This is a genomic window from Methanobrevibacter smithii ATCC 35061, from assembly GCF_000016525.1.
GTDB classification, from domain to species: Archaea; Methanobacteriota; Methanobacteria; order Methanobacteriales; family Methanobacteriaceae; genus Methanocatella; species Methanocatella smithii.
Genome location: NC_009515.1, coordinates 335,001 through 359,328, shown reverse-complemented (window position 1 = coordinate 359,328; position 24,328 = coordinate 335,001). Strand labels below are relative to the sequence as shown.

The 24,328-nt window shown below is 31.4% G+C and carries 27 protein-coding genes and 1 pseudogene; 23 read left to right on the top strand and 5 right to left on the bottom strand.

Features of this window, described 5'->3' with window-relative positions; all coding sequences use genetic code 11:
- From MSM_RS01865 to argB, 4 genes are all read left to right on the top strand, one after another.
- The gene (locus MSM_RS01865; protein WP_011953854.1) at positions 1-711 is read left to right on the top strand and encodes an IspD/TarI family cytidylyltransferase; all 711 of its coding nucleotides are present in this window, start codon (positions 1-3) and stop codon (positions 709-711) included.
- Complete coding sequence (locus MSM_RS01860; RefSeq protein ID WP_011953853.1) at positions 695-1,723, top strand: ribitol-5-phosphate dehydrogenase; 1,029 nt, start codon at positions 695-697, stop codon at positions 1,721-1,723. Before MSM_RS01865 ends, MSM_RS01860 begins: the two co-directional genes overlap by 17 nt.
- Positions 1,723-1,824 carry a zinc ribbon domain-containing protein gene (locus MSM_RS09035; RefSeq protein WP_080513219.1) on the top strand — a complete coding sequence of 34 codons (102 nt, stop codon included), beginning with the start codon at positions 1,723-1,725 and terminating at the stop codon, positions 1,822-1,824. Before MSM_RS01860 ends, MSM_RS09035 begins: the two co-directional genes overlap by 1 nt.
- A gap of 160 nt (positions 1,825-1,984) precedes the next feature.
- A complete protein-coding gene (gene argB / locus MSM_RS01855) occupies positions 1,985-2,863 on the top strand; it encodes an acetylglutamate kinase (protein ID WP_004032116.1) in 879 nt (292 codons plus the stop codon).
- A 32-nt stretch (positions 2,864-2,895) separates the two neighbouring features.
- Here argB and MSM_RS01850 read toward each other — a convergent pair whose 3' ends face one another.
- Together MSM_RS01850 and aksF are read right to left on the bottom strand one after the other, a co-directional pair.
- Positions 2,896-4,374 carry a class I adenylate-forming enzyme family protein gene (locus MSM_RS01850; RefSeq protein ID WP_004032115.1) on the bottom strand — a complete coding sequence of 493 codons (1,479 nt, stop codon included), beginning with the start codon at positions 4,372-4,374 and terminating at the stop codon, positions 2,896-2,898.
- Positions 4,375-5,376, bottom strand: a complete 1,002-nt coding sequence (gene aksF, locus MSM_RS01845; RefSeq protein WP_011953852.1) for a homoisocitrate dehydrogenase — start codon at positions 5,374-5,376, stop codon at positions 4,375-4,377. It lies immediately after the preceding gene.
- A gap of 105 nt (positions 5,377-5,481) precedes the next feature.
- On the opposite strand from aksF, the gene MSM_RS01840 reads away from it, so the two are divergent.
- From MSM_RS01840 to MSM_RS01820, 5 genes are all read left to right on the top strand, one after another.
- The gene (locus tag MSM_RS01840; RefSeq protein WP_011953851.1) at positions 5,482-5,946 is read left to right on the top strand and encodes a HEAT repeat domain-containing protein; all 465 of its coding nucleotides are present in this window, start codon (positions 5,482-5,484) and stop codon (positions 5,944-5,946) included.
- A 253-nt stretch (positions 5,947-6,199) separates the two neighbouring features.
- Complete coding sequence (pdxT, locus tag MSM_RS01835; protein ID WP_004036878.1) at positions 6,200-6,787, top strand: pyridoxal 5'-phosphate synthase glutaminase subunit PdxT; 588 nt, start codon at positions 6,200-6,202, stop codon at positions 6,785-6,787.
- Positions 6,775-7,692, top strand: coding sequence for a class II glutamine amidotransferase (locus MSM_RS01830; protein ID WP_004032111.1), 918 nt, complete (start codon positions 6,775-6,777; stop codon positions 7,690-7,692). Before pdxT ends, MSM_RS01830 begins: the two co-directional genes overlap by 13 nt.
- A gap of 12 nt (positions 7,693-7,704) precedes the next feature.
- A complete protein-coding gene (locus MSM_RS01825; RefSeq protein WP_004032110.1) occupies positions 7,705-8,379 on the top strand; it encodes a GltB/FmdC/FwdC-like GXGXG domain-containing protein in 675 nt (224 codons plus the stop codon).
- 19 nt (positions 8,380-8,398) lie between these two features.
- Positions 8,399-9,895 (top strand): glutamate synthase-related protein, encoded by a 1,497-nt coding sequence (locus MSM_RS01820; RefSeq protein WP_004036879.1) that lies wholly within the window; start codon positions 8,399-8,401, stop codon positions 9,893-9,895.
- Here MSM_RS01820 and MSM_RS01815 read toward each other — a convergent pair.
- Complete coding sequence (locus MSM_RS01815) at positions 9,892-10,443, bottom strand: DUF2115 domain-containing protein (RefSeq protein WP_011953850.1); 552 nt, start codon at positions 10,441-10,443, stop codon at positions 9,892-9,894. The two genes, MSM_RS01820 and MSM_RS01815, sit on opposite strands and share 4 nt — an antisense overlap.
- A gap of 298 nt (positions 10,444-10,741) precedes the next feature.
- On the opposite strand from MSM_RS01815, the gene MSM_RS09450 reads away from it, so the two are divergent.
- Positions 10,742-10,861 (top strand): DUF5654 family protein, encoded by a 120-nt coding sequence (locus MSM_RS09450; protein ID WP_233144494.1) that lies wholly within the window; start codon positions 10,742-10,744, stop codon positions 10,859-10,861.
- Here the strand turns inward: MSM_RS09450 and MSM_RS09445 are convergent.
- On the bottom strand, positions 10,834-11,004 hold the full coding sequence (locus MSM_RS09445) for a hypothetical protein (RefSeq protein ID WP_233417978.1): 171 nt from the start codon (positions 11,002-11,004) through the stop codon (positions 10,834-10,836). The two genes, MSM_RS09450 and MSM_RS09445, sit on opposite strands and share 28 nt — an antisense overlap.
- 346 nt (positions 11,005-11,350) lie before the next feature.
- Here MSM_RS09445 and MSM_RS01805 point away from each other — a divergent pair, with 346 nt between their 5' ends.
- The 10 genes from MSM_RS01805 to MSM_RS01760 all read left to right on the top strand — a co-directional run bounded on the left by MSM_RS01805 (position 11,351) and on the right by MSM_RS01760 (position 19,621).
- On the top strand, positions 11,351-11,818 hold the full coding sequence (locus MSM_RS01805) for a hypothetical protein (RefSeq protein WP_011953848.1): 468 nt from the start codon (positions 11,351-11,353) through the stop codon (positions 11,816-11,818).
- Positions 11,819-11,900: 82 nt separating this feature from the next.
- Entirely contained in the window at positions 11,901-12,359 is a 459-nt protein-coding gene (gene nikR, locus MSM_RS01800) for a nickel-responsive transcriptional regulator NikR (RefSeq protein ID WP_004032105.1), read from the top strand.
- Positions 12,360-12,374: 15 nt separating this feature from the next.
- Entirely contained in the window at positions 12,375-13,142 is a 768-nt protein-coding gene (locus MSM_RS01795) for a methyltransferase domain-containing protein (protein WP_011953847.1), read from the top strand.
- A 56-nt stretch (positions 13,143-13,198) separates the two neighbouring features.
- Complete coding sequence (gene hycI / locus MSM_RS01790) at positions 13,199-13,624, top strand: hydrogenase maturation peptidase HycI (protein WP_011953846.1); 426 nt, start codon at positions 13,199-13,201, stop codon at positions 13,622-13,624.
- The gene (locus MSM_RS01785) at positions 13,621-14,724 is read left to right on the top strand and encodes a carbamoyl-phosphate synthase (protein ID WP_011953845.1); all 1,104 of its coding nucleotides are present in this window, start codon (positions 13,621-13,623) and stop codon (positions 14,722-14,724) included. The genes hycI and MSM_RS01785 overlap by 4 nt, the downstream gene beginning before the upstream one ends.
- 69 nt (positions 14,725-14,793) lie before the next feature.
- Positions 14,794-15,876, top strand: a complete 1,083-nt coding sequence (locus MSM_RS01780) for a glycosyltransferase family 4 protein (protein WP_011953844.1) — start codon at positions 14,794-14,796, stop codon at positions 15,874-15,876.
- A gap of 30 nt (positions 15,877-15,906) precedes the next feature.
- Entirely contained in the window at positions 15,907-17,343 is a 1,437-nt protein-coding gene (locus MSM_RS01775; protein WP_011953843.1) for a Mur ligase family protein, read from the top strand.
- A gap of 83 nt (positions 17,344-17,426) precedes the next feature.
- Positions 17,427-17,867 (top strand): hypothetical protein, encoded by a 441-nt coding sequence (locus tag MSM_RS01770; RefSeq protein WP_004036888.1) that lies wholly within the window; start codon positions 17,427-17,429, stop codon positions 17,865-17,867.
- Positions 17,868-17,921: 54 nt separating this feature from the next.
- Positions 17,922-19,145, top strand: a complete 1,224-nt coding sequence (locus MSM_RS01765) for a hypothetical protein (RefSeq protein ID WP_011953842.1) — start codon at positions 17,922-17,924, stop codon at positions 19,143-19,145.
- 41 nt (positions 19,146-19,186) lie between these two features.
- Positions 19,187-19,621: a DUF356 domain-containing protein gene (locus MSM_RS01760; RefSeq protein ID WP_004032097.1), complete on the top strand. Its 435-nt coding sequence runs from the start codon at positions 19,187-19,189 to the stop codon at positions 19,619-19,621.
- Here MSM_RS01760 and MSM_RS01755 read toward each other — a convergent pair whose 3' ends face one another.
- Positions 19,622-20,104: a multiprotein bridging factor aMBF1 gene (locus MSM_RS01755; protein WP_004032096.1), complete on the bottom strand. Its 483-nt coding sequence runs from the start codon at positions 20,102-20,104 to the stop codon at positions 19,622-19,624.
- Between the two features lie 267 nt (positions 20,105-20,371).
- Between MSM_RS01755 and MSM_RS01750 the strand changes: the two genes are divergently transcribed.
- The 3 genes and pseudogenes from MSM_RS01750 to MSM_RS01740 all read left to right on the top strand — a co-directional run bounded on the left by MSM_RS01750 (position 20,372) and on the right by MSM_RS01740 (position 23,808).
- Positions 20,372-21,562 (top strand): proteasome-activating nucleotidase, encoded by a 1,191-nt coding sequence (locus MSM_RS01750; protein WP_371416326.1) that lies wholly within the window; start codon positions 20,372-20,374, stop codon positions 21,560-21,562.
- A 128-nt stretch (positions 21,563-21,690) separates the two neighbouring features.
- Positions 21,691-22,742: pseudogene (locus tag MSM_RS01745) on the top strand (PH domain-containing protein).
- Positions 22,743-22,770: 28 nt separating this feature from the next.
- Entirely contained in the window at positions 22,771-23,808 is a 1,038-nt protein-coding gene (locus MSM_RS01740; protein WP_011953840.1) for a TIGR01177 family methyltransferase, read from the top strand.
- The last annotated feature ends 520 nt before the right edge of the window (positions 23,809-24,328 follow it).

Here is a 24,328-nt window from a genome sequence, read left to right as displayed (position 1 = left end):
ATGATTTTTGTAGCTGTTTTGGCAGGTGGAATTGGATCAAGAATGGGGGATACAGACACTCCTAAACAATTTTTAAATCTGGGAGATCGACCTATTTTAATCCACACAATTGAAAAATTTGTGATTATGGATGAGATTGATGAAGTGATAGTTTTAACTCCACAAAATTTTATAAATCACACAAAACATTTAATCGAAGAGTATACTCTAAACAACGATAAGATAGTTGTGATTGAAGGCGGAAAAACCAGAAACGATACTTTAAAAAACAGTATTGACTATATTTATGAAAATTACAGTGTTGATGATGATTCAATAATTATAACTCATGATTCTGTCCGTCCGTTTGTAACCCATAGGATTATTCAGGATAATATTAAAGCTGCAAAAAAATATGGGGCCTGTGATACAGTAATTCCTGCTACAGACACAATTGTGGAAAGTAGAGATGGAAAGATAATTAAAAACATTCCAATTAGGGATTATTTTTATCAGGGTCAAACTCCACAAACCTTTAAGATAAATAAATTAAATTCTTTAATCAATGATTTAACTGATGGTGAAAAAGAGATACTTACAGATGCTGCTAAAATATTTGTTTTAAAAGGTAAAGATGTAGCTCTTGTTGATGGAGATGTAACAAATATTAAAATTACATATCCTTATGATTTGAAATTAGCTAATACAATTCTAAATGATAAAAATGATTAATATTATTTACAGATTAGTTGCTCCAAAATTCTTTGAAGAGGCTATAGAGGAAATTAACATAGATAATGTAATTGTAAGACCAAGTTATCTCTCAATTTGTCAGGCTGACCAAAGATATTACCAGGGTAAAAGAGCAAGTGATGTTCTTGAAGAAAAATTACCTATGGCTCTGATTCACGAAGGGGTCGGGGAAGTGGTATTTGACAATACAGGGAGCTTTGATGTTGGGGATAAAGTTGTAATGATACCAAACACTCCGACAAAAGAAGATGAATATATATCAGCTAATTACCTGCCGTCATCAAAATTTAGAGGCAGTGGTTTTGATGGATTTACAAGTGATTTAATTCAGCTAAATCCTGACAGACTAGTTAAACTGCCTGATAATTTTAATTTAAAAATTTCTGCATTTATAGAATTAATTTCAGTAATCTGCCATGGAATAGACAGATTTGAAAAAATAGCCATTAAACACAAAAACTGCTTTGGTGTTTGGGGAGACGGAAACCTCGGATATATTACAGCACTGCTGCTGAAAGAGTTTTACCCTGAAAGTGAAGTGACAGTTATTGGAAAGCATGGTGAAAATCTGAACTTATTTTCATTTGCAGATAAGACATACAAATTCCATGAGGTTCCAGATGACTTGGCTATTGACCATGGTTTTGAATGTGTTGGATCAAATGCATCACAAGCAGCTATTGACCAAATAATAAATACAATTAATCCTCAAGGGTCAATAATCTTATTTGGAGTAAGTGAATATCCTATTCCAATCAATACAAGGTTAATTTTAGAAAAAGGATTAACAATCCAGGGAATAAGTAGAAGTGAACGTAAAGACTTCTTAAAAGTAGTTGAATTGCTTAAAAACAATCCTAATTTATTTGATTCATTGGATAAGTTAATCAGTGAAGTTGTAACTATCAAATCATTAAATGATTTAAAGGAAGCTTTTGACAAAGATTACATTTCAGGCTTCGGAAAAACAATACTGGTGTGGGATAAATAATGTGTGGAGAAGATGATGAATTTACTGTAATCTGTCCGATTTGTGGTGAGATGATTGATGCAGGAGACGCAGTCTGTCCAATCTGCGGAACTCCAGTTTAGCTATGAAATTTTTTCTCTTAGTAGAAAACTTTTTTATTTTTACATGTTTTGAAGGATAAAATTCAGATATTTGTTGACATTATAATATATTTTTTTTAAGAAATGAATAATTCCAAAGATTTAATAAAGTATTAAGTAAAATAATTATTGTAGTGATTAAATGAAGGACGTAAATATTTTAGTTGAGGCTTTACCTTATATTAAAAAATTCCATGAAAAAAAGATTCTGATTAAGTACGGAGGACATGCTATGATAGATGAAGATGCAATGTCTTCTACAGTTAGGGATACTGTTCTTTTAAAATATGTGGGTATGGAACCACTTATTGTTCATGGTGGCGGTCCGGAAATATCCAGATCTATGGACAAGTTAGGTAAAGAGCCTAAATTCATTAAAGGATTAAGAGTTACTGATGAAGAAACTATGGAAATTATTGAAATGGTTTTAGTTGGTAAAATAAGTACAGATATTGTTTCTCAGATTTCTTATCATGATGGAAAAGGCATAAGTTTATCTGGTAAAGACAGCAGATTAATTTTCGCTCATAAAAAACCTGTCAGTAAAGTTACCAGCGAATCTGGCGGAGAAGAGGAAATTGATTTAGGTCTTGTGGGTGAAATTGATTGCATCAATACAGATTTACTTGAAATGTTTCTGAAAAACAATTATATTCCGGTTATATCTCCGGTAGGTATCGCCGATGATGGATCAAGTTTAAATTTAAATGCAGATACTGCAGCTGGTGAAATAGCTAGTTCTGTTGATGCTGAAAAGTTAATAATTTTAACTGATGTTCCGGGAGTTTTAAGAGATCCTAATGACCCTGATTCATTAATCCAAAGGATAAAAATAGATGAAGTGCCGGACTTAATTGAAGAAGGAGTTATTTCCGGAGGAATGATTCCAAAAATTGAAACATGTGTCAAAGCAATTGAAGACGGTGTTAAATCTTGCCATATCATTGACGGACGTAAAAAACATTCTCTTTTACTTGAAATTTTCACAAAAAATGGTATAGGAACTATGATTTATAAATAGTTCTTATTTTGAAAATAAAAATGAAATATAATCTATAAATGATTATATTCTTCTCTTAATTTTCTTCTAAGCAGTTTCCAGCCATTAACTCTTGGAAGCTCTTTTAAACTGAATATTTTTCTTGGTACTTTGTATCTTGAAAGATTTTCACGGGCATAGCTAATTAGACCTTCGCTGTCTTCTTTATTTTCCCAAACTACTGCAGCTACAGGTAACTCTCCGCGGTGACAGTCGGGGATACTGAAAATAGCTATTTCTTTTACTTCAGGATATTTAATTAACACTTCTTCTACTTCTGTTGGGTAAATTTTCCATCCGCTCATTACAATCATGTCTTTTTTACGGTCTGTAATGAACAAACGGTTATCTTCATCAAGATATCCAATATCTCCTGTTAAAAACCATCCGTCATCTAAAAATGATTCTTTTGTAGCTACTTCACGTCTCCAATAACCTTTAGCTACTGCAGGGCCTCTTAGTGCAATTTCTCCATGTTCATATTTTTCAAGTTCTTTGGTGTAGTCATGTTCATCAACAATTTTAACTTCTGAAAAACAGACTGGATGTCCGACACTTTCAAATCTGTCTGCTGTTCTGTAATCTTCAGGTCTGATAACAGTTCCGGTTCCAATTACGATTGTTTCAGATAATCCGTAAGCGTTGATTATTGGGATACCGTATTTTTCATGGAATTGTTTCCAGATTTTCTTGTGCAGTGGTCCTCCGCCGCTTATTATTTCACGTACAGTTTTTAATTGTTCTTCAGCACCATTTTCCAATCTTGTCAGGGAATGTATTACTGGGGGCATACCTGTTAGGACTGTAACTTTTTCTTTTTGACATAATTCAAGGTATTCCTCTAAATTAAATTGTTCCACCATGATATAGTAGGCTCCGGCTCTAAGTGCAGCTATTGCCCAGGATAGTCCTACATGAGCCATAGGATATATCCCCATGTAAACATCATCCTGTTTCATGGTTAGTACATCACATTCATTATGGATTGCAGTGAAATAATTTCCATGAGTAAGCATAGCTCCTTTTGGCTGACCTGTTGTTCCTGAAGTGTACTGTAATTGGCATAAGTCATCCCAGTCTGTAGGTTCTGCAGGTAAAATTTCCCCATTTTTATAATTTTCAATATTTTTTGGAATATACTTATCCAAATCAACAATATCCTTTGCGTCTTCGTCAGTAATCATTAATTTAGCCTGTGAGTCATCAATAATATATTCAAGTTCGTGGGGAGTAAATACTCTGTTTGTTGGAATAGCTATTGCTCCAAGTCTCCAGATTGCAAATAATGAGAACAAATACTTAGTGGAGTTATTCAAATATATTAAAATTCTATCTCCTTTTTTAATACCGCAATTTTTTAAGTCACGGGCAATTTCTGAAGTCATTGCCAATATTTCATGTGAATTGTATTTTTCATTGGTTTTTGGATTGTATAAAACATTTTTATCTAATCTGCAAGCATTTGCGTCAAGAAATGTAGTTATGTTAAGCATTTAGTAGTCACCTTCAAGTATTTCATCTATGATAGATTTGGTAAGTTCTGATGTAGTGCTGTTTCCTCCTAAATCAGGAGTCAGTGTTTTGCCTGCACTTACAACATTTTCAACAGCTTTATTTATTTTATTACTTATTTCATATTCTTTTAAGTAATCCAGCATCATAGCTATTGTTAAAATCATGGAGCATGGGTTAGCTATACCTTTACCTGCAATATCTGGTGCAGATCCGTGAACAGGTTCAAATAATCCATGATCATCTCCAATATTTCCTGAAGGGGCAAGTCCAAGTCCCCCTACAAGACCGGCACCTTCATCAGACAGTATATCTCCAAACAGGTTGCTGGTTACAATTACATCAAAGTTTTGCGGTTGTGTAATAAGATACATTGCTGTTGCATCAACATAAAAATCATTGCTTTCAATATTGGGGTAATTTTCAGCTATTTTGTAAAAACTTTCTTTAAAGACTCCGTCGGTTTTTTTTAGGACATTGCTTTTATGTACACAGGTTACCTTTTGTTTTTGTTTGGCGATACATTGTTCAAAAGCAACTTTGGCTATTTTTTCACTGGCTCTTCTTGTAATGACTCTTTGGGCAATTACTTTATTGTCCTGTTCATATTCAATCTGGCTGTAAAGTCCCTCAGTATTTTCACGAACTATTAAAAAGTCAATATTATCACTTATTGATCTGACGCCTCTATAGGATTTTATCGGCCTTAAATTTGCATAAACATCAAGTTCTTTTCTAAGATTTATAATTGGACTTGGCTGGCCGGGGGTACTTGTACTGGCTCCAAATAATGTTGCATCTGATTTTTTAGCTATTTTAATGGTTTCTTCAGGTAATGTAACTCCATTTTTGTTATAACATTCAAAACCTGCTTCCCCATATTCAAAACTGAAATTCAAATCAAGTTTGTCCAGTAAATATTCGCCAGATTCCATTACTTCCTTTCCAATTCCATCTCCGGGTATTATTGCAATTCTGTACATTATTTCACTTATTTAATTTTGTTCGTATATTTTCGAAATATATTTATATAGTTAGATATAACTATTATATGTTTACAGTTATATTAAATATAGTGAGGGATGTTTATGTCAAAATCTGTTGAAGAATTAATTGAAGATTTAAATGACCAAGACGAATTTGTTGTTGAAGCTGCTGCTGGTGAATTGGAGATGATGGGAGAAGAATCTGTAGATGCTTTAATGTCTGCATTGTCCCATAGGAAGAAAAATATTCGTTTAAATGCAGCAAAAATTTTAGGAGCCATCTCTAATCCTAAATCAATTGGTGCTTTAATTTTAACTTTGAGAGATAACAATAAATTAGTTAGAAGAGAAGCTTCTACTGCTTTAAGTCGTATGGGCCAAATAGCTGTCGATCCTTTAATCGAAATTTTGGATGATGAAGATTGGAGGGTAAGAGGTGCAGCTGCATGGGCTTTAGGAAACTTAAAAGATGATGCCGCTATCGAACCGCTTGAAGCACTTTTGGAAGATGAAAGCGGTTATGTTAGGGCCGGTGCTTTAAACGCAATCAATAGCATTAAAAGTTAATAACTAATTTTGTTATTTTCTTCATTTTTTCCCTTTTTTTACCACTTTTTTTTGAATATTGTTTAAATTCATATCATTATCATTGCTTTTTTTCAGAAAATTTTTTAGTCGGAAGTAGTTTTCCACTACATTTATATAATATGAGATGATAATAGTATATTAGCAAATATTCTATATCTTAATAATTTTTACTATAACTTTTAGAATTACTGCTATTTTTTTAAAATAATGTTTAGAATGATTAGTGAATTATATGATTACAATAGGAATACTAAATTTACAAGGTGCCGTAAGTGAACATTACGACATTACAAAGAAAGCTATTGAAAATATGGGTATTGAAGCAGAAGCAATTTCTGTAAGATATGCTGATGAAGTAGCGAACTGTGATGGTGTAATCATTTCTGGTGGTGAAAGTACTGTGATAGGAAAAATCATCAAAGAACGAGGGATAGATAAAGTTATTAAAGATAACAGAATTCCTGTTTTTGGAACTTGCGCAGGAATGGTTTTGCTTGGTAAAAAAACTGATTTTGATCAGCCTTTATTGGGAATTATGGATATTTCAGTTAAAAGGAATGCATTTGGAAGACAGGTAGATTCATTTGAAAGTCCAATTTCCATTTTAGGGGAAGATTATTTGGGAGTTTTCATTAGAGCACCATCCCTTGATGATTATGATAAAACCAAAGAAGATATTAAAGTTTTATCAAAATTGGATGATGAAATAATAGCTATTCAGCAAGGACATAATATAGCTATTGCATTTCATCCGGAATTAACTGATGATACTAGAATTCACGAATATTTTATAGAGGAGGTTTTAAATTGTGTGGAATAGCTGGTATAGTTTATAAAGATAAAAAATTGCATTGTGCAGGTAATGACATGACCAATATGCTTCATCAACTTCAGCATAGAGGTCCTGATTCTGCAGGTTATTCAATTTATGGCGGAACAGGTCTTAAGGATGATGAGTACATCTTAAAAATTCAAGTGAAAGAACAACCAAGATTACTTGAAACCGTGAAAGATACAATAAACTTTGTAACTCCAATTCAAAGTGATGAAGTTCTTCCGTCTGTTGGAGATTCATTTATTTACAAATGTAAAGTTCAGTTAAATAACTTTTCAGAACTTAAACCGCTTATCTCAACTGTTGATACAATTGATGATGTTATTGTAATTAACGGAAGTCAGGATTTTGAAATGATTAAGGATGTAGGTTCTGTATTGGACATTGCAAAAAGATACAATGTGCGTGAGGTTAAAGGAACTCATGCTATAGGTCATACAAGGTTTTCAACAGAAAGTGGTGTGGACAGATATCATGCACACCCATTTGAAACTTACATTGTTAAAGATGTATCTGTTGTTCATAATGGTCAGATTACAAATTATTGGAATATTAGGGATCCTTTAGAAAGAAAAGGTCATGTATTTGAAACTTTTAATGATACTGAATGTTTGGTTCATTATATTGCAGATAAATTAGATACAGGTTATTCTTTAGAAGAAGCACTGGAACAGTCTGTAGAAGATATGGATGGTCCTTTTTCTTATATTATAGGAACTCCAAATGGTATTGGAATAGCTAAAGATAAATTAGGTTTACGTCCGGGAGTAATGGCTGAAACTGACGATGTTTTTGCAATTGCATCTGAAGAGGTATCTTTAAGGGAAGTTGTTGATACTCAAAATATTGAACAAATTTCTCCTGGTGAAGTAATGGTGTATGAAATTTAGGAGTTGGTTTTAGTGAAAATAAAAGAATTAGATGCAGCATCACTTTCTCCACGTGAACTAAATTCACAGGTTAAAGAATCTGCAAAAGATTATGATAAAATACTTATTAAAAATCCTAATGCAATGCATTATTTGGTTGCAGGAGTAACTGATGAAGTAAACATTGAACTGGACGGTTCTGTAGGTTATTTTACAGGAACCATGTGTGACGGACCAAAAATTAAAATCAATGGTAATGCAGGATGGTTTGTTGGAGATAATTTAACTGACGGTGAAGTGGTTGTTGAAGGATCAGCTGGTGACGGAGCAGGACAGGGAATATATGGCGGAACAGTTGTTGTTCGTAAATCAGTAGGTTCAAGAACTGGAGAAATCATGAAAAATGGTACTATTGTCATTGGTGGAAATTCAGGATTCATGACTGGAATATTCATGATGGGTGGCCGTATTGTTATCTTAGGTGATGTAGGAGAAGATGTGGCAGAATCCATTATTCGTGGTGTGATTTATGTTAAGGGCGAAGTTAAAAGCTTGGGATACAATGCTAAAATTGACGAATTAACATGGGAAGATAAACTTGAATTAAAAGAATTACTGGAAGAATATGATTTTGATTTAAAGGAAGATGAGTACGAAGAATTTAAAAAAATAGTTCCGGAAAGTGCAAGACCATTTTACGGTCATTAATTGAATAGGAGGGAAGTGTATGCCATATAGAGTAGAAAGAAATCCGGTTTTATGTAAGAAAAACTTTGGAAGGCCTGGTTGTTGTTGGTATTTGTGTGATGACAGGGATGAAAAAATCTGTGGAAGATGTTTCTCATGTTATAATAACTGTCCTCACGGAGTTTATGAAATTATTCAGGGTGAACCGTACCCATTAAATCAGGAAAAATGTGTCGGGTGCAGAATTTGTTTGGAAATGTGTCCAAATAGGGCTATTGAAGTAAATGCAATTCCGCAGGATGCAAGAGAAGCATGGGGATTCCCTGATGTTGTGGAAATAGTAAGAAAAGCTCAGTCTGCATCATATAAAATCAGAAGTACTGGAGCTTTAAGAAAAATTCCTGACTTTGATGATTTGGTAGTAATACCTGCACAGGTATCAAGACCTCCTATTGATAAATATAGGGAACCATGCGGAACAGATGTTGTATTGGGAGATAGATATGCTGAAAATCCTTTAAAATTAGATACTCCTGTAATGATTGGAGCAATGTCTTTTGGTGCGTTAAGTAAAGAAGCAAAAATGGCATTAGCTATTGGTTCTTCACTTGCAGGAACTGTAACAAACACTGGGGAAGGGGGAATGCTTCCTGAAGAACGTGAATTGGCTGATAAACTTATAGCACAGTATGCATCTGGAAGATTTGGTGTTTCTGCAGATTATCTTAAACAGGGAGATGCAGTTGAAATCAAAATAGGTCAGGGGGCAAAATCCGGAATGGGTGGTCACTTGCTTGGTGAAAAAGTAACTGCAGAAGTTTCCAGAATCAGAAAAATTCCTGTAGGGTCTGATGCTCTATCACCTGCAAGACACATGGATATTGTAGGTCCTGAAGATTTAAGTATGAAGATTTCTCAATTACGTGAAATTACTGACTGGAAAGTTCCGATCATTGTTAAATTTGCTTCAGGTAAAGTAGCTTCTGATGTAAAAATCGCAGCTAAGGGTGGAGCAGATATAATTGTTGTAGACGGTATGCAGGGAGGAACTGGAGCGGGACCTGATGTTATTATGGAACATTCAGGTATTCCATCACTTGCAGCTATTGTGGAAGCAGATCAGGCATTAAAGGAAATTAATTTAAGAGAAGATGTAAGTTTGGTAGCTGCTGGAGGAATTCGTTCTGGAGCAGATTTAGCTAAAGCATTGGCTCTTGGAGCAGATGCAGTATATATTGCAACAGCTGCATTGATTTCTATAGGCTGCAGGGTCTGTCAAATGTGTTATAAAGGTAACTGTAGTAAAGGAATAGCTACACAGGATCTGTCCTTAAGACACAGACTTGATTACAAGGAAATGGGTAAAGCAGTAGCTAATTATATAAATGCAATGACTGATGAGGCATGTATGCTTGTTCAACAGGCAGGAAACACCCATATTACAAAATTGGAAAAACAAAACTTAAGGGCCTTAACAATGGAAGCATCAGCTTTAACCGGTGTTCCAATGGCAGGTTCTGAAAACAGAAAAAATTAAATTCTGGGGGTTTGTTCAGCTAGACATAAATTGCAGATAGCATTTTCATTGTCTTTTTGTTTGTCTTTAACTGGACAGTAAAACTCCCCATTTTTTTCTTCTACTTTTAAACTTCCGGGGAATTCAGTTCCGACTGGATGGATTGGCTCTTCTAAAATAAATGTTGTATAAAGAGCAGTAATAATATAAATTAAAGGAAACTTATCTTCTTCAATGCTGTAGTTTCTTTCTTTTTCAAACTGATATTTTAATAAATTAAATGATTCATCAAAACTTTCTTTATCAATAGCTTCATCTAGATAATTGTTATTGTCAAGTATTTCTTTTACACGCATGATGAAGTATTTTACATAAACTTCCAAGTATTTTTCACGATAATTGGCCTGAACATATTTTCCTTCTTCTCTCATTCTAGCTGTTGCAAGCATTAAATCATAGGGTGAAATTATTTTGCAATATTTTTTTAAGAGCTTTAATAATTCGTTTTTTGTTATAATGTCTTTTGATGAAATATTGCGTAAGTCATGGAATATGTTTGCAGCTTTCATATATGTTAATTTTATAGTTGGAATATTTAAGTTTTTTAGTTTTGGATTTTTAGGAAAAAGTGATTAATTTTGTTATTGTATGTTATGTAATCAGTCATTGGTTAATATTGAACTGATTATTTTAAAATACATTTAAATAAAATAAAATCAATATATGGTACTGAATGGTGTAAGATGTATAATCAAAAATTATTTAATACATGATTTGTACATTAAATTTAAAAAATATTATCATCTTAGTATTGTTCTCAGATTTTATATAGGTGATGATTATGGCTAGTGAAATAAGCAAATGATAATGGAAACTATGTTAACATTAATTACTACAGCATTTGCATTTGTTGCAGGTTTAGCTTGGAATGAAGCAATACAAAAATTAATTGAAGAATTTTACACTGCTGGAGGAGCAGTAACATGATTATTAATATATGCAGTCATTGTAACTATTGTTGCTGTAGTTGTTACTGTATTGCTTGCAAGAATTGCAGGTAAAATGGGTATTGATCTTGATAAAGAATAAATATCCTTTTTTATTTTTTTTGGAAAATTCTTTTTTTGCATTTGAAGTTATATGTTACTTTCCTAAATCTTCAACAGTTTTTTAAATCAAAAAATAGTGTTTTTTTTTAAAAAAGTGAAGTTCGAAGTAAAAAAGAGGAGGGTAATTAAAAGACAGAATAGTTATATATGTTTAATAATTTTGAATATGTTTTTACTTCAAACCTATATTTAGATTGTGCTTCATGTTATAAATACTTTTTTATAAAAAAGTATTACTTAATTAATATTAGAAATTAAAAAAGTATTAATATAAATTTTAAAGGGATTTTTGCTTCTGTTTTTTTAGAAATAATTTGATTTCAAAAATTTTAAAAATGATAATTATTATAATATAAATAGATTATTTATGATTACAATTACAAAAAAAGAGGAAGTTGTTTTAAATCAAGTGGAAATATTCAATCCTGAATATCCTGACGGTGTTTCTATTAAATTTTTAAAAGATGAATTGGGGTTTCATGAATATGATCTTGTTCAAATTTTAAATACCTTATCAGAAAAGAACCTGATTGAGTTTAATGGAAGCAGTGTTAAATTAACTATTTCTGATAAGGAAATTAATGCTGTCAAATCTAAAAAAGATGTTGAGAAGATTGAATTAAATATTAAAGAAAAGGAATCTTATAATCTAATTAAAGAGTTGGTTGATGATAAGAATTTAGTTTCCAAGTATACTTTGGAAGGCCATTTGCTTTATGGTGATTTAAAACTTTCTAATTTTAAAATGTATCACATTATTTTATCTCTGGAAAATAAAAACCTTCTGAAACCTATTAAAAAAGAAGATGGGGATTATTATTTACTTGTTGAATAAGTGATGAAGTAATATAAAATTGATATTTTTTCATAACATTTATATATTTTTAAATTTAATATTATATCTAAATTACATTATTATGGAATGTTTTAGTATGATGAGAATAAGCATGTCATTACCAAAAAAATTATTGGCTGATTTTGATGAAGTTTTAAAAGAGAGAGGTTATCAGTCTCGTTCAAAGGGTATTCGTGATGCTCTTCAGGATTACATTGTAAGACATCAATGGATGAATGAGATGGAAGGAGAAAGAATTGGAATTATCACTATTATTTATGATCATCATTACACTGGAGTTATGGAAAATCTTGCAGATATTCAACATAGTTTCAGAAATGAAATTAACATGAATATGCACCTTCATATGACTGAAAAATATTGTATGGAAATTGTTGTTGTTAACGGAGATATCAGTGAAATTCGTGAGTTGACAGATAAATTAATGAGGCTTAAAGGGGTAGAACACGTAAAACTCACAACTACTGCTAATGGTGAAGAATTCAGTGACAGAGATCATGAACATGATCATCACCATTAATTCTTATTTTTTTTTATGAAATTTAAAACAACTCCTTATCATTTTGACTTATTAAAAGATGAGGAAAGACTTTCAGCATTTTACGAAGCTATTAAGGAGTTATCCACCAGTCAGGAATTGGCTTATGATTTGGGATGCGGAAGTGGAATTTTATCTTTTTTTCTAAATTCTTATTTTAAAGAAATAATAGCTATTGAACAGGATTTTAAAGCAAGTAGATGTGCTAAAGAAAATTTGAAAAGCTTTAAAAACATTGAAGTTGTTAACGAAGATGTTTTAAAATATGATTTTTCTAAAAAATGTGATTTGATTGTTTGTGAAATGCTGGATACTGCCCTTATTGATGAAGAAGAAGTTCCAGTATTGAATCATGCAAGAAATTATCTGAAAGAGAATGGTAAAATAATTCCTCAGGGTATTATTAATACTATAGAGCTTGCACACCTGGAGAGGGATTACATTCATTATGATGAAGATGTTAACTGCAAAACTTTATCAAAACCGGTTATTTATGATGAAATTAATTTTCTAAATGATATAAATCCTGATTTTGAAAAGGTAATAACCATTAAGGCCAATAAGGATTCTTTAGTTAATGGATTGAAAATTACAACTATCACCAAACTTAATGATAATCTGGTTTGCGGACCTACACCTATGTTAAACCCGCCTCTGTTAATTCCTTTAGATGAAAAAAATGTAAAATGCAATGATTTAATTAATGTTAAATTAAAATATATTATGGGAAAAGGAATTGGAACTATTGAAGCAAATTATTATTAGGTGATTTTATTTCATTTAAAAGACAGCTGGAAGAATTTTTAGAAAATAATGAAAAATTGATTATATTAGGGATTGGAAACGAGCTTAAATGTGATGATGGTGTAGGGCCTTTTATAATTAATGAATTAAAAGATTTAGAAAATCCTAATTTAATAATCATTGATGGCAAGACAGTTCCTGAGAATTTCACAGGTAAAATTAGAAAAGAACAGCCTTCACATGTAATTCTTGTTGATGCATGTTTAATGGGATGTAAACCTGGTGAATTTAAAATTGTAGACAAGGATGATTTTGTTAATATTGGAATTTCAACTCATTCAATGTCTTTATCATATTTTGTTAAATATTTAGAGCGAGATAATGATTTTAAGATAATATTTGTTGGTATTGAACCTGAATCCATGGATTATTCAGATAAGCCAACACCAGCAGTTCAAAAGGGAGCCTACAAGTTTATAAATATTTTGAAGGAGATTTTATGAAAATTTTATTTATCGGTTCAAGATTGTATGATGATATAGATTATTATGTTAGGGAAAACGGTATTGAAAGCATAATTACTGAATCTAATGAAGATGCCATAAATCTGGATTTGCCTGATCAGGTTTTTATCGTGCCTAGAGGTATGGACAGTCCAAAACAGATAGCTATCAGTCAGAATGTAGATGCTGTTGTACCTTTGATTGGTATTGATCCTCCATTAATAGAAGTAGCTAAAATGAAAGAGGAACTTGAAGCTGAAACTGATATTCCTGTAATTGCAGCTAATGTTCGTGCAGTTAGATTAACTTCTGATAAAATTAAAACCAAAGAGTTCTACAATGAAATAGGAGTACCTACTCCACAATATCAGATATTGGCTAAGGATGATTTTGAAAGCAAATTGAAAATGGAGTTTCCGGTTGTTTTAAAGCAAGGTCAGGGACAGGGCGGAAAAGATATTAAAGTAGCTGAATCTTTAGATGATGTTAAAGAGTATTTTGAAGAATTTGACCATGCTTTATGTGAAAAATTTATTGAAGGTTCTGAAATTTCTATTGAAGTATTGGGGTATAATGGTGAATATGTGCCTTTATCTCCAATTTATAAAGGAGAAACAACTTTGGAGGGAATTCATCCTTTAAATAAGATTAAAACAGCTCCCTGTTTAGTTGAAGGATTGGATAATAATCTTGTTCAGAGGACTGCATATAAAGTAGCTAAGAATTTAGGTTCTGACGGTATTTTTGAAATGGATTTCATGTTTTCAAAAGATGAACAGCAACTGTATGCTATTGAAGTTAACACAAGGCCTAATGGAACCAGATATTTAACAACAGCCACCTGTGGTGTTAATTCTTTATGTGAATTGGTAAATATGGCTGCAGGCAAATTTTCCATTAAGGATATTCAGGATAAATTGGAATATTATTATGCTACAGAAATTCCTATTGGGCGTTACAAAGGTCCGGATTTAAACGAACCTTTAAAATCCTTTAAAAACAATGATTGGGTGGTTCACGGACCTGAAGGATATCAAAGAATTACAATCAGGGCAGATTCAAAAGAGCAATTAGACAGATATGTTGAAGATTTGATTTAATAATAACTTAAACACTATTAAATTAATTTTATATAACATTAGAAATAAAATTAATATGATACATAATTTATGTGTGGTAAAATGAATAATGGGGATATGTTAATTCTTTTTTTAATAACATTATTTGGTGCAATAATTTGTACATATTGCATTAGAAGAATCTTACTTAATGCAAGAATAGCAGATAATCCGATTGTCAGTGAACACAGACATAAAAGCGGCACTCCAACAATGGGTGGTATTGCATTTTTATTTGTAATTTTGTTGATTATTGCTATTTATTATAATAATACTCCAATTTTAATCATGTCTTATATTATGCTTGCAGGGGGAATTGTAGGTTTATTGGATGATTTAATTGGTCTTAAAGTTAAAGAAATTCAGAAAGTTGTTGTAAACTGTTGTGATGAAGTAATTACTTTGGGCAGACTTGATGTTGAGCCTAATGAAGAAGTTAGGGTAGCTACTCCAAAAGCTAAAAAAGAAATTGATAAGTTGGTAGAAGAAGGTAAAGTGGAAATTATTGGAGAAGTTCCAATCAAAACTGAACCTGGAGAACTTGAAAAAATCGTTTTTCAAATTCTTTTAGGTGTATTATTAGGTTTAACTGGTGTTATAACTACTATCGGCGGATTTAATTTAGGAATTTTAGCATTTCCAGTAGTTATAATTGCTATTTTAGGTTGTATTAATTGTGTGAACTTAATTGATGGGATGGATGGTTTGGCTGCAGGAATTGTAGGTATTGCTTCCTTTGCATGCTGCTGTTACTTATATTTATGCGGAAATATGGGGGGTATGCCTGTATTCATAATTTTAACAGGATTATGTTTAGGATTTTTAGTATTCAATAAGTATCCTGCATCAATATTTATGGGGGATACTGGATCATTTGTATTAGGTACAGGTTATGCTGCTGCAGTTCTTATATCTGATATTCCCTATTTTGGAGTTCTTGCATTAGGTGTTCCAATAGCATCTGTTGTTGTTAGTTTGTTACACAGAGCAAATATTATTAAATTGCCTGTTGAACCATTACATCATACATTAAATCATTATGGTATGTCTGAACGTAAGATTGTACTTAGCTATTGGGGTGTTACTGTATGGTTATGTGTAATTGGAATTCTCGCTCAATTATACATATTCTAATTTTTCTTTTTCTTTTTTTGGTGATTTTATATGATTATACAGGATTTAGCTAGTTTTATTGAAGGTAATATTGTTGGAAAAGATAGTTTTTTTGATGATGAGGGATTTACAGGGAAATTTACATTTTTAAATGATGCTGTAGAAGGTGACATTGTAATAAGACATAAAATTAATGGTAAAGGGGTAGAAATTGCAGCAGGTAAAAATTTAGCCTGTTTAATTACTCAAACTCCTCAGGATGGGGCATGTGATAAGGCAAAAGAATTGAATTTTCCGTTGATTGTTGTAGATAAGATAGAATTGGCTACTGCTTATGCTCTTAAATGGACTGTTGAAAAGTTTTCTCCAGATTCAAAAAATGTTATTATAACTGGAACCAATGGAAAATCAACAACATCTCATTTAATTTATCATATTTTAAAAAACACTGGAGTACATGTTCTTACAAATACTGACAGCGAATCAGAATTCAACACATTAATTGACCCTATGGTTTCTAAACTAATTTCTGATGAAGTTAAAAATAATGGAAAACTGGACTATCTGGTTATTGAGGTTTCAGAAGTTCAGGGCTGGCTTGGAAACTTAATGAAACATCATGCATATCTGATGGCCAGTGCAGTTAAACCAAGTGTTGGAGTTATAACTAATATAGCTATGGATCATATAGGTCTTGTAAATTCCATTGATGAAGTTTTTGATGAAATAAATCAGGTTCCCAATGCTATTGGAGATGGGGTAACAGTATTGAATTATGATGATGATTTGGTGATGAAATTAACCCCAAAACATCCTTTTTTATGTTCTATGAATAATATGGACTCAAAAAATCCTAATGTTTATTATGATAATGGAATTTTTTATGAAGGTAAACGGATTTTGGAAAACAAAGATTTGCCTTTTACTTCCCATCACTTTATTCAAAATATTTTATCAGCAGTTGCAGCATGCATATCTTTAAATATGGATATAGAAGATATTGTTGAAGGTGTAAAATCTTACCGCCCATTAAACAGAAGGTTTTCAAAACTTCATGAAAATCCATTGATTGTAGATGATTTTGCACATAATCCTGACGGTATAAAAGCTACAATTGCTGAGACCCGTAAATTACTTGCTGAAAACCAAACATTATATGTTGTATGTTCAATCAGGGGTTCAAGAGGTGTAGAAATCAACAAATTGAATGTTGAAGCATTGGCTGAATCTATGGATGATAATATAAAATTAGTTCTGTCTTCAAGTAATGATGTTGTTGACCATTTGAATTTTGTTGAAGATGAAGAGCGTGAAATTTTCTTTGAAGTTTTAAATCAGAACAATATTGATTATAATTATTTTGATAATTTATGTGACTGTTTAAAAGACACATACAAGTGTGCTGATGCAAATGATATTATTTTATTAATTGGTGCACAGGGAATGGACCCTGCTGAAGGTCTTTTGGAAAATATTTTAAGGAAATAATTTAAATATTACAAAATTTTAATATAATAAATGTAATTTATTTTTCTATTGCTTATTGATGGAAAAATTTAGAGGATAAAAACATGTTTATAAAGATAAGAAGAGATACATTAATAATTTTATTATTAGCATTCATCTTGATTCTTTGCGGTCGTTTAATAACATATGTTGCTTATGCATCCTCTGATGAAGTTACTGATGGTGTCCCTATTTCTGGAATCATAGTTAAAGGTAATGATGTTGTACCTGTAGATATTATTAGATCTAATGTTATGCAATCTGGTTTAAGAGACGGTAGTGTAATTCATGGAGATATTTTAAAAACTTCTAAAAAAGAAGTTTCACTGCAGGATGCGATACAAACGGCTCAAGAGTTTGCAAAACGGTCAACAGTTCCGGGAACCTCAGTTGCACCTATTTCTGCTGCAGATGTTCAGGTGGATAAAAACACAGGTATTGTTACAGTAACCGTTATTGAAGATTTCTCGTCAGTTGAATTAAAGAATACGACAAATCAGGGTTAATAGAGGGATAGTTTGAAAAAGTGGAATATACCAATAATTTTATTTATAATATTTATGATGTGTATAAATAGTGTAGCTGCTACTTGTAACGTAATGGTTATTACTGATCCTACTGGTAAAGACCCGAATGGAGCTGCTGCAGGAAGTATGTCTTTTGCAGATAATATGTTCCAGTCAACATTTTTAATGTCTAAGGAACATCATTTTGCGGTTCTTTCTGGGGGTACTGGTGGTTCAGACTCAAGATTGGATTCCATTGTAGACGCAGTTGCATCTCTTGAAAACAATGCATCTGCAGCTTCTGCAGCATCAATTGCATCTAAATATAAAGGAGCCCGTCTGGTTGTAGGAGGTCCTGAAATGGGTATTTCAATTGGAGGTTCTTTTGATGCATATGTTGTTACTGTAGACGGTAATGGTTCTATCACTGTAACTCCTTATTCCTCAACTTCTGGTGGAATAGCTACTTTACAGCCTGGACAAAAAGGAGCTATTATTCACTTAAGGAATTCTGAAGGAAACCCATTATATGGTACTGCAGCTACTGTTCGTAAAGAAACTGCAATTAACATTGGAAAAATGATTAGGGATGGATATCCAGCAACTACTATTGTTTCTGAAGCTATGGGTGAAGTAGCTAATGATTCTGGTGAAAAATACGGTGGAGGTGCAGTAAATCTTGTATCCGGTTTATCTACTGGAGACATGTTCACGCCTAAGGATTTAAATGAATCTGGTTATCCGATGAATGAAGTTTATTCAAAATCATGTGATGATTGCGGATGGTCGGTAGGTTATCCATCATCTGAAAATTATGAAGTCTGTCCAGTTTGTAATGGTGAGTTAACAACAATTTATGCATATGAAGCGTTGGGAAATGCGATTACGGTAACTTCCGATTCGGTTAGTGTTTCAGTTTATGGAAGTGAAAAACCAGGACTTGCATCAACGACTAAACAAATTGTAGATGCATCCGTTGCTAAATATGGATATGATGCATCAGCTATTGCAACTTCAATTAACAAAGGTATTAACAATGGTCTTTTAGTTGGAGTTGATCATGTAGAACCGAAAGATATTAATGTTAAAAAAGACTCTAAAGCAGTTGGAGTATATTATACAGCATTAAATGGAGACAAATCATCTCCATCTTGGGATTTACCTGTTGATGCAAATTTACTAAATATTTTAGGCAGTATACAAACTGCAATTGGGGTAATTTTAATATTGCTTGTAGTATTTAGAAGTAGATTATTGAAATCGTTCCAAAATCGGTGAAATTTTTCACCATTAATTATTTTTTTTAAAACAGTGATACTATGGCATTAATCTTAATAAGAGGAGAAAACAATTCAAAACTACTAAATGCAATTGCGGACATGGAAAGACATGGAAATTTAAATTTAGCAACTAAACCAAAAATAATTGATGCAAAATTTGCTGATTCATTAGTTGAAAAGATTCTAAATTCTAAACTCAGAACAAGTTCTAAAGTTGCTACTGCCTTTTTTGTTAAAGAAGATATAACTTTAAGTATTATGCAAATTAAAAAAATTCATCCGCCTGCTCATGTTGTAGTTGTTAGTGATGAATATGATGTGTTCAATCAATTAAAAAATAAGTTAAATAATGCTCCTGATTTTAAAGGATATTATTCTCATAAAGCTAAAAATGGCGGAAAAATAGATTATAAACTAAAAGGAAAAGTAAAACATATTGAAAATAAGAAAATAAATAGCTATTCAAATAAATAGCTACCTTTTTTTAATTTTTACAACATTACCAAGAGTACGTCCCTGTGAAGGGTTACCTGTGTATTTGCTTAAATCCAGTTCTTCTACATTTTCAATTAAAGTAATGTTTAAAGCATTTTCTAATTTTTTAGTTAATCTTATATCAGGAATCATCTTGCCTGATTCAATTCTATTTATAACAGAAACTTTTTCATAGATTTTTTGACCTAATTCTTCTCTTGATAGGTTTTTAGATTCTCTGGCTTTTCTAATTTTAACATTAAAATCTTCAACCAATTCTTCTTTAGGTTCATCTTTAGAATAATTTTGTTTTGTTGTTTTATTTTTCTTAGGTTTGTTTGATTTTCTAAATTTTGGTTTTGGAGGTGCTTTTTGTATTTTTCCAAGTTTAGCACATTCATCACAAACAATCATGACAGATCCTTCAATTTTTGCTTTTTTAGGATTGTCAGATACTTGTCTACCACAAATTTCGCATTCCATATTAATCAGTTTTTCCTAATTCAATTTAATTAAGTATTTATTAGTTAATGTATATAATTAATTTCCCATAAATTTTAAATATTATCATTTAGTAAATAGCATAACAATAAAATTTAAATATGTTAATGTTACTAATGGTTATTAAAGTAACATAGATGTCGAAATTATAAAAATTTTCAATCAATATTATTGGAGATGAGTCCTATGGATAATATTAATGATTTGGAGAATTCTTCAAAAGAACAGTTAGTTGAGAAAGTTGAATCAATGCAAGAAGAAATAGATTCATTAAAAGAAGAAAACTCCAAAGCTAAAAGTAATTTAATGTGGAAAGTTAGGAAATTGGAAAAAGATAAAGTTCTAATTGAAAATGAAAAAATCAGATTAGAAAGAGAAACTAAATCCTTACGTTCCGAAGTAGAAAGATTTAGATCACCTCCTTTAGTTTTAGCTACTATTACTGAAGTTTTAGATGATTACAGAATGACTGTTAAAAGCAGTACTGGACCTAGCTTTTTAGTAAATTATTCAAAATTCTTAGATGAAAAATTATTGGTGCCAGGTTCTAGAGTTGCATTGAACCAACAGACTTTTGGTATTGTAGAAGTTTTACCGTCAGAAAAAGATGCAAATGTTACAGGAATGGAAATTGAAACAAAACCTGACATTACATATGATAAAATCGGTGGACTTGAAGAGCAAATAGTTGAAGTTAAAGAAACTGTTGAACTTCCTTTAAAAGAGCCGGAATTATTTGAAAAAATAGGTATTGATCCGCCTAAAGGAATTTTATTGTACGGACCTCCGGGAACCGGTAAAACTTTACTTGCAAAAGCGGTAGCTAATGAAACAAATGCTACATTTATTAAAATTGTAGCTTCCGAATTCGTTAAAAAATATATAGGTGAAGGAGCCAGACTTGTTCGTGAAGTATTTGAATTAGCTAAAGAAAAAGCACCGGCTATTATTTTCATTGATGAACTTGATGCTGTTGCAGCCAAAAGGCTTAAAAGTTCAACTAGCGGAGACAGAGAGGTTCAAAGAACTTTAATGCAACTTCTTGCTGAACTTGACGGTTTTGAATCCAGGGGAGATATCGGAATTATCGGTGCAACAAACCGTCCGGATATTTTAGACCCTGCATTATTAAGGCCTGGCCGTTTTGACAGATTTATAGAAGTTCCCCTTCCTAATGATGACGGAAGAAAACAAATCCTAAAAATACATACTAAAAACATGGCTTTGGATGAGGAAGCTGACTTGGATTTGCTAAGCAGCTTAACTGACGGTCTTTCCGGTGCTGATTTGAAGGCAGTATGTACTGAAGCAGGTATGTTTGCTATTCGTGAAAAAAGAGACAGAGTCACAGTAACTGATTTCATGGATGCTGTAGAAAAAGTTCTTGACAAGGAACATGATGATGAATTTATAAAAGAAGCAGGCGTAATGTTTGCTTAAATAATCTGTAAGCCAATGATGAACCCTATGAGCTCTGATACGTGATGAATGATGGGCGAGCTGAGGCTTACTTTTTAAATCTTATTTTTTAAAAAACTTTATTTAAAATTAAATTCTAATACATTATTATGTTGTTTAATAGAAATGATAAAATAACTAATGAAAAAACTATTTATCAAACCAAACCGAATATGCTTTTTAGGATGTAAAAAAGCTATTTTTGGAGTTATTTTATTAGTAGTTGTTTTATCTGTTGCATCACCGATTATTGCATTTATTGGTGAAATGCAAGTATATTTAATATCTTATGTTAAATTGTCTTTAACAAGGTATACTGCTATTGCACTTTTTGTAATTATACTTTTTATTATTCTGTATATAATCTGGCAACTTATTAACTGGTATTATATGGAGTATATTTTAACTGACTCAAGAATTATTATTAAATCAGGAGTTTTATACACTAAAAAAAAACTACATGCCTTACGGAACAATTCAGGATGTAAGCACATCTCAAAGTATTGTAGCAAAAATATTGAATGTCGGAACAGTTTCGGTTTATAGTGCTTATGACAACAATCAGATGAAATTAGCCAATATTTCAAATGTTAAGGAAGTTGAAAATATAATATTTTCAAGAATATCCAATCAGAATAATCTAAGAAGCAGACATTATAGAGATGATTTTTCTATAAACAGACAGCAGCCTGAATATTATTCTGATGATGAATACTATGAACCATCTAATGACTACCGCTCAAAAAGAAGACAGTATGAGGATGGCGGTTATTATGGTGAAGATGAATATTATGAGCCTCAGGATTATTACAGAAAAGAACCTGTTAGGGATTATGAATATTATCCTGAAGAATTGAACTTTGAAGAGGAAAAAAGGCATAATTATGAATATGAACCTTACATGAAAGATTCTTTGGAAGACAATATTGAAGGTGCTGTTAACAATAGGGGTAATGGACTTCATGATAATGACTATTATAATGAAAGTACTGATGATTATTCTTATAGTGATGATGATTACTATGGGGAAAATGAAGCTGAACTTTATTATAATGATCAGGACATTCAGGATTCAAAATTTGAAGAAAATGATATAGGTACCCAAACAAAAGACTCTAAAGAAACTATCATCAGAAGACATTTCGACAAATTTAAAAAATAATTTTTTTTTAAAAAATCAGGTGAAGTTAATGGAATTACTATGTATACAATCTCAGGAACATGACAAATTACCTCTTGCAGAACTAAAAGCAGTTATTGAATGTGAGGATATGGAATTGGATATTTCTAAAATAACTGAAGGTTTGATTTTATTAAAGGATATTTCTGATGAAAACTCAGACAAATATTATCAGACACTTGTAAAAAGATTAGGATACACCCATGAAGTGGATGAGGTAATATTTAAATCCTCTATAGATGATTTGGAAAGGGATATTTTAGCTATTGACTGGAGCAGATATATTTCTAAAAACTTTGCTGTAAGAGTAAAAAGATTCAACTCTCCAATTGATACTGTGGCTGCTGAGCGAAAGACAGGATCATTAATTTTATCAAAATGTGACAATATAAAAGTAAAACTGAAAAAACCTGATTCATTAATCAGATTAATTGCTTATGAAAATACTGTTTATATAGCTATTGAAAAATTTAAACTCAATAAAAAACATTTTGAAGAAATAAAACCTCATAAAAGACCGTTTTTCTATCCAGGTTCAATGAGTCCAAAATTGGCAAGGTGTATGGTTAATCTGTCTAGGGTTAATTCCGGAGATTTGGTATTGGATCCTTTCTGTGGAACTGGGGGAATACTTATTGAAGCAGGATTAATTGGATGTAAAGTTGCAGGATCTGATGTTAACTGGAAAATGAAAAATGGAAGTGCAATCAATTTGGATTACTGTGGAATAACTGATTATAGAACATTCAATGTTGATGTACGTGAACTTAAAATGTATGAAAAGGTAGATAGTGTAGTTACAGACCCTCCTTATGGAATATCTACTTCAACTGGAGATATTGAGGGTGATGAGATTTTCAATGAGTTTTTCCATTCAATTTATGATAATATGAAAGATGATGCCTATTTGTGTATGGCTAGTCCTCATTATGTTGATTTAAATCCTATGATTGAGGAAGTTGGATTTGAATTAGTTGAACAATATGGAATCAAAATGCATAGAAGTTTAACAAGGATAATTTCAGTTATTCGTAAGAAAAATGTTTAATTTTTTTTATTTATTTATAAATAAATAGGTAAGTTTATATATTACATAGTAATCGATTTTACTTATTTATATATTATATTTGCTTTTTTTCCAATTTATTTATTTTAAAAGAGATTTTTTACTTTTGCTTTTCATTGTGACTTTTAAAATTTTCATTATGTCTATTTGATTAAATTTTTTATTTTTATGAATCATTAGTTTAACTATTGTTTTTTGATAAATTAAAGATGTTACATTAATATTTTTTTATTTGATTTATTTTTGCAATAATTTTTAATTGAATTTGTTGATATAATTTCCTTGTCTATTAGATGTGCTATGTGTTATATGGTGTTGGTCTAAGTTACATTGTATTGACAATTATGACTATGATGACTGCTTTTCCACATATAGCTAAACATATTTAATGAGCACTTGAGTTTTTTGAGTGTGATGTTGGTTTTGTAGATGTGGTGAATTTGATTACATTATTGTTATCAAATCAGTGTATTTACTCGTCTATATTTTTTTAGCGTACTTC

What these genes read in the sequence shown, in the direction of transcription:
- pdxT (WP_004036878.1), top strand. Translation starts at nt 6,200, where the DNA reads ATGATTACAATAGGAATACTAAATTTACAAGGTGCCGTAAGTGAACAT.
- MSM_RS01850 (WP_004032115.1), bottom strand. Translation starts at nt 4,374, where the DNA reads ATGCTTAACATAACTACATTTCTTGACGCAAATGCTTGCAGATTAGAT.
- MSM_RS01755 (WP_004032096.1), bottom strand. Translation starts at nt 20,104, where the DNA reads ATGGAATGCGAAATTTGTGGTAGACAAGTATCTGACAATCCTAAAAAA.
- argB (WP_004032116.1), top strand. Translation starts at nt 1,985, where the DNA reads ATGAAGGACGTAAATATTTTAGTTGAGGCTTTACCTTATATTAAAAAA.
- nikR (WP_004032105.1), top strand. Translation starts at nt 11,901, where the DNA reads ATGGAATGTTTTAGTATGATGAGAATAAGCATGTCATTACCAAAAAAA.
- MSM_RS01820 (WP_004036879.1), top strand. Translation starts at nt 8,399, where the DNA reads ATGCCATATAGAGTAGAAAGAAATCCGGTTTTATGTAAGAAAAACTTT.
- MSM_RS01765 (WP_011953842.1), top strand. Translation starts at nt 17,922, where the DNA reads ATGATGTGTATAAATAGTGTAGCTGCTACTTGTAACGTAATGGTTATT.
- aksF (WP_011953852.1), bottom strand. Translation starts at nt 5,376, where the DNA reads ATGTACAGAATTGCAATAATACCCGGAGATGGAATTGGAAAGGAAGTA.
- MSM_RS01795 (WP_011953847.1), top strand. Translation starts at nt 12,375, where the DNA reads ATGAAATTTAAAACAACTCCTTATCATTTTGACTTATTAAAAGATGAG.
- MSM_RS01805 (WP_011953848.1), top strand. Translation starts at nt 11,351, where the DNA reads ATGATTACAATTACAAAAAAAGAGGAAGTTGTTTTAAATCAAGTGGAA.
- MSM_RS01740 (WP_011953840.1), top strand. Translation starts at nt 22,771, where the DNA reads ATGGAATTACTATGTATACAATCTCAGGAACATGACAAATTACCTCTT.
- MSM_RS01780 (WP_011953844.1), top strand. Translation starts at nt 14,794, where the DNA reads ATGTGTGGTAAAATGAATAATGGGGATATGTTAATTCTTTTTTTAATA.
- MSM_RS01775 (WP_011953843.1), top strand. Translation starts at nt 15,907, where the DNA reads ATGATTATACAGGATTTAGCTAGTTTTATTGAAGGTAATATTGTTGGA.
- MSM_RS01750 (WP_371416326.1), top strand. Translation starts at nt 20,372, where the DNA reads ATGCAAGAAGAAATAGATTCATTAAAAGAAGAAAACTCCAAAGCTAAA.
- MSM_RS01815 (WP_011953850.1), bottom strand. Translation starts at nt 10,443, where the DNA reads ATGAAAGCTGCAAACATATTCCATGACTTACGCAATATTTCATCAAAA.
- MSM_RS01860 (WP_011953853.1), top strand. Translation starts at nt 695, where the DNA reads ATGATAAAAATGATTAATATTATTTACAGATTAGTTGCTCCAAAATTC.
- MSM_RS01865 (WP_011953854.1), top strand. Translation starts at nt 1, where the DNA reads ATGATTTTTGTAGCTGTTTTGGCAGGTGGAATTGGATCAAGAATGGGG.
- MSM_RS09035 (WP_080513219.1), top strand. Translation starts at nt 1,723, where the DNA reads ATGTGTGGAGAAGATGATGAATTTACTGTAATCTGTCCGATTTGTGGT.
- MSM_RS01840 (WP_011953851.1), top strand. Translation starts at nt 5,482, where the DNA reads ATGTCAAAATCTGTTGAAGAATTAATTGAAGATTTAAATGACCAAGAC.
- MSM_RS01770 (WP_004036888.1), top strand. Translation starts at nt 17,427, where the DNA reads ATGTTTATAAAGATAAGAAGAGATACATTAATAATTTTATTATTAGCA.
- MSM_RS09445 (WP_233417978.1), bottom strand. Translation starts at nt 11,004, where the DNA reads ATGCAAAAAAAGAATTTTCCAAAAAAAATAAAAAAGGATATTTATTCT.
- MSM_RS01785 (WP_011953845.1), top strand. Translation starts at nt 13,621, where the DNA reads ATGAAAATTTTATTTATCGGTTCAAGATTGTATGATGATATAGATTAT.
- MSM_RS09450 (WP_233144494.1), top strand. Translation starts at nt 10,742, where the DNA reads ATGGAAACTATGTTAACATTAATTACTACAGCATTTGCATTTGTTGCA.
- MSM_RS01760 (WP_004032097.1), top strand. Translation starts at nt 19,187, where the DNA reads ATGGCATTAATCTTAATAAGAGGAGAAAACAATTCAAAACTACTAAAT.